The 4,497-nt window shown below is 37.0% G+C and carries 5 protein-coding genes and 1 pseudogene; 4 read left to right on the top strand and 2 right to left on the bottom strand.

Annotated features, from left to right (window positions below; translation table 11 throughout):
* Positions 1-345 precede the first annotated feature (345 nt).
* Entirely contained in the window at positions 346-546 is a 201-nt protein-coding gene (locus tag ACEN33_RS11850) for a hypothetical protein (RefSeq protein WP_407095176.1), read from the bottom strand.
* 183 nt (positions 547-729) lie between these two features.
* On the opposite strand from ACEN33_RS11850, the gene ACEN33_RS11845 reads away from it, so the two are divergent.
* The 4 genes from ACEN33_RS11845 (at position 730) to ACEN33_RS11830 (ending at position 4,329) form a co-directional block, all read left to right on the top strand.
* Positions 730-1,839, top strand: a complete 1,110-nt coding sequence (locus tag ACEN33_RS11845; RefSeq protein WP_407095175.1) for a polysaccharide pyruvyl transferase family protein — start codon at positions 730-732, stop codon at positions 1,837-1,839.
* 213 nt (positions 1,840-2,052) lie between these two features.
* On the top strand, positions 2,053-2,790 hold the full coding sequence (locus ACEN33_RS11840) for a YveK family protein (protein ID WP_407095174.1): 738 nt from the start codon (positions 2,053-2,055) through the stop codon (positions 2,788-2,790).
* Positions 2,791-2,793: 3 nt separating this feature from the next.
* Positions 2,794-3,519: a CpsD/CapB family tyrosine-protein kinase gene (locus ACEN33_RS11835; RefSeq protein WP_407095173.1), complete on the top strand. Its 726-nt coding sequence runs from the start codon at positions 2,794-2,796 to the stop codon at positions 3,517-3,519.
* Between the two features lie 75 nt (positions 3,520-3,594).
* Positions 3,595-4,329, top strand: coding sequence for a YveK family protein (locus ACEN33_RS11830; protein WP_407095172.1), 735 nt, complete (start codon positions 3,595-3,597; stop codon positions 4,327-4,329).
* 55 nt (positions 4,330-4,384) lie between these two features.
* Here ACEN33_RS11830 and ACEN33_RS11825 read toward each other — a convergent pair.
* A pseudogene (locus ACEN33_RS11825) lies at positions 4,385-4,497 on the bottom strand (IS30 family transposase); the annotation flags it as partial.

The raw sequence follows: 4,497 nt of genomic DNA, 5'->3' as shown, positions 1-4,497 counted from the left end.
TTCACATCCCAAGCACCAAAAAGCTTCCTAAAGCTATCAAGATAAAGAAAAGTCATCCGACAGGGTGACTTTTTTCGATTTGATCAATAGAAAAGGGCGTCGAGCACCGGCTCGACGAACCGCAAATTGACTTGCGGTTCATCGTGTTAGCGCACGACACTCCGCAAATTGGTTTACGGTCCATCGTGCTAGCCCACGACACTACGCATTCGCAAATACGGTCCATCGTGCCACCTCACGACACTCCGCAAATTGGTTTACGGTCCATCGTGCCACCTCACGACGCTCCGCAAACGCCTTTTTCTCTACAAATCCCCACAAAAAAAGAGCATCACCTCACCTATCCTATCCACCACAGCTCCAACAAGAAAATGCCCATCTCATCTGAAACTCAAACTCATATTCCCAATACTTCTCAGCTTTCTTCTTCTTTGTTAAAACTGTTGATCCAGATGAACCAGAAACTCCAGAAGACCCTGAAAAACCAGGAACATCTTCAGATTCTGGTGGTTCAGATTTACCAACAACGGGTGAAGAAACATTCATGTGGATTTGTTTTTGTGCGTCTTGGTTTAGATATTAAGCAAGTGTGGACAGAGCTGTTTCTTACAAAGACAATGAAGATGTTATTAATAAAAGAGGGTGGGTATGGTAAACTATAATCAGTATGTTTGAGTTATTTAGTTTGATGATTTAAAGGGTGAGACAGCCCACAAGAGAGGCGTGAAAATGAACCGAAGAAAGAAAGTAAGACGCGAGAAAAAGATATTTATTAAAGCCTATACTGAGAATAATTTAGGCGATGATTTATTTGTATTTATACTGTGTCAAAGATACCCTCATTGTGAGTTCCTGATGCCCTGTTCACTAAAGTATAGAAGGGCTTTTCGTCACATTGAGAACCTAAAGTTGTTACCGGTCATTCCATTTGTGGATGGCCTTTTATATCGCATGGGGCATTCGTTGCGTGTTAAGCGGAATTTTTATCGCAAAGTTATGCAAAAGTGTGATGCAACGGTCCATATTGGAGGGTCTTTATTCATTGAGTATATGTTTCCTCATTCAGAAATTGAGCAGTATTTGAAAGATGTTCAAGCGAGTAATCATTATTACTTATTAGGAACAAATTTTGGTCCCTATGATAATGAGGCATTCAAAGAGAAAGTCAGGAAGTTATTTTATCATTTGGATGATATTTGCTTTAGAGATCAGTATTCATACCAGATGTTTGAAGACTTGGATAATGTGAGATCGGCTCCAGATATTGTGTTTGGACTAGATAAAAGTGACTTTACTCAGAGTAGTAAAGAGGAACATGTACTCATATCAGTGATCAGTCTGGCAGGTCGACCAAAGATTGAAGAGTTCCAACAAGCTTATGAAGATAAGATCACTGAGGTAGCTCAAAGTCTTCTAAATAAAGGGGTCAAGGTGACGTTGATGAGTTTTTGTCGAGCTGAAGGTGATGAAGATGTTGCCGAGCGGATCAATGACAAACTAGAGGGTAGAGCCAATCTATATTATTATAAAAATGATTTGATAGAAGCTTTGGAGTTATTTAATAAGGCGACTGGTGTTGTAGCGACGCGTTTCCATGCGTTAGTATTAGCCTGGGTTTTTAATTGTCGAGTTTATCCGATGAGCTATAGTCCGAAAATGACAAATGTCTTAAAGGATGTAGGGTTTGACCAGTCGTTCGCTGAAATGGACAAGGTGGATAAAGTCAATGTAGACACGGTAGTTAACGAGCTCACGCATGGTGCTCCTCTGGATGTGAGTAACTATGCACAACAAGCGATTAAACACTTTGACCGATTAAATAAACAACTCGATGAGTGAAACGAGTTGAATTATTTGTATTTAAATTGCAAAAAGTTCAATTAGTCGGTGGTTTTTATTTTATTTTATTGTATGATATTAATATTATAAGGAATTATTAAGAAATCTGTAAAAAGGTGTTAAATAAAAATCTTAAGCAAGTTGAATGCATCTGAATTAACAGAATAAAATATAAGCGTATATTGACGCTTTAGGACTTGGTGGAGGGATAGAATGCAGGAAGAATTAACGTTTAGTAGGCTTTATCAATTATTAAAGAAATATTTATTCAGTATTATATTGACGGTCATACTTGGAGCAGGGACATCATTGGCGGGTATGTATTTTTTTGTAACACCACTCTATAGCTCCGATGCACAATTGTTGGTGAATCAACGACAGACAACCGATGCACCAATTCAATACAATGAGATTCAATCAAATATTCAGTTGATTAGTACTTATAGCGATATTATTAAGGGACACGCCGTATTAGATCAAGTATCTCAGAATTTAGATGGAACATATACGATTGATGAACTGGAAGAGTCGATTAGCGTAATGCAATCACCTGAATCTCAAGTGTTCTATCTTTCAGCAGTGAATGAATCACCCACTCAAGCACAAATTATTGTGAACGAAGTCATTACTGTACTTGATTCAACATTAAGTGAAATCTACAATGATGCAGAAACAAGTATCAATGTGATATCACCAGCAACTTGGAACGGACGCAGCGTATCACCTAACCCATTATTATTTATTGCTATTGGTGCAGCGGTTGGTCTGCTATTTAGTTTAACTAGAATCTTCATTGTTGAACTAATGGATACGACTTTAAGAGATGATGAATTCTTAGCACAACTAGGATTTACAAATCTTGGACAAATCTATGAATTATCCAACAAAGAATTGAAAAATTCTCGTCTAGTCTCAAATAAGAAGAAAAAATGGTTGAGAGAAAGGGTATAAAATATGTTTAATCGCAAAAAAAGAAGAATTGAAAAGGAATCAAAACAACAACAATTAGGTAATTCCTTAATTACGTTTACAAATCCTAAATCTTTAAATGCTGAGCAGTTTAGATCGCTAAGAACGAATATCGAATTTGCTCAAGTGGACAAACAAATAAAATCATTACTTGTATCATCAAGTATACCCGCAGAAGGTAAATCAACAGTTTCTTCTAACTTAGCTTATGTGATGGCTCAGACTGAGAAACGTGTACTTTTGGTAGATGCTGACTTGCGGAAACCAACAGTTCACAGAACATTTCAATTAAACAACAAGCAAGGATTAACAACTTTGTTAGTAAATCCATCGCTGAAATTTAATGAAATTGTTCAATACAGTAGAGAATTTAATTTATTCTTCTTACCATCGGGACCAATCCCACCGAACCCATCTGAATTATTAGGGTCAGGGAAGATGAAGGCTCTTATGGATGAGTTGAGTAATAACTTCGATATTATTATCTATGATGCACCGCCTGTGACGGCTGTTGCCGATCCTCAGATTCTTGCAACCAGGGTAGATGGAGTATTATTTATCGCTCGCCATGGTTATACTAGGAAAGAAGAAATTAGAGAAGCGAGGAAAGCCTTAGAGAACGTTAATGCCAATGTGATTGGGTATGTTATGAATAGACAAATTATGGAAGAATCACACGGTAATTACGGCTACTATGGCTATACAGATTAATCTACTTAACTAAGACACGTTAAATTTATCAATTTTTAAGCAAAATAATAATCAAGGAAAGTAGCAGGTATACAGATGCAAGAAGATATTAAAATATTAGATATATTTAATATATTAAAAAAACATTCAACAAAAATTTTATTATCGACACTTGTATGTCTTGGTTTATCAACGGTCATTATTTCCTTTGTTGCGACTCCAACATATATCTCAAAGGCTCAGTTATTGGTGGGGCAAGAAGAGCGAATGGATGACTTGAATGAGAATGCTAATCCGTTAGAAAGGAATGTTTCCATGATTAATACTTATACTGACATTATTACTGGAACGGCTGTACTCGGTGAAGCTGAGGCAAGGTTAGACCAACGGTATTCAATTGATCAGATTCGTGATGCTATCAGTATTGAACATTCTCAAAATTCTCAGGCCTTCTCGATAGTCACAAGGATGGAGACTCCTGAAGCAGCTCAAGAAGTGTTGAACGCAGTGACGGAAGCTTTCTCAAATCGGGTAACCAGTATCTATGGGGAAGATAATTCTCTAATCTATGCGATATCAGATGCTTCGTTTAATCCGGAGAAAGTTTCCCCAGATGAGTTCTTTATTACAATGTTAGGCCTAATTTTTGGTCTCTCGATAGGAGTGCTCATTGCTTTCGGTGCAGAATTGAATGATTTAAATGTCACTGATGAAGAGTTCTTTGATCAACTTGGCTACATTCAATTAGGTAAGATATTTGAAATTAGTCAAGAAGAGGCAGAAGTGCGTAAGAGAGCGCCTCAAAAGCCGCCAAAATTTGATAAAAAATAAAGAAATTCCTTATAACCATTAAGACTTATATAAACTTTTTAACCTATTTGATTTGTCAAATTAAGCTAGACAAAACTGCTTCATCTAAGTAACTCAAAAATACTTCCAACGGTGTTCGGTAGTGTAAGGATTTCCGTGGAATCGTGTTCCGTTTGTGTGCAATCGATG

It is taken from the genome of Ruoffia sp. FAM 24228 (genome assembly GCF_045528575.1).
Classification (GTDB): Bacteria; Bacillota; Bacilli; order Lactobacillales; family Aerococcaceae; genus Ruoffia; species Ruoffia halotolerans.
Note: the sequence above shows the minus strand (reverse complement) of the source record. Positions and strands in the feature narration are given on the sequence as shown.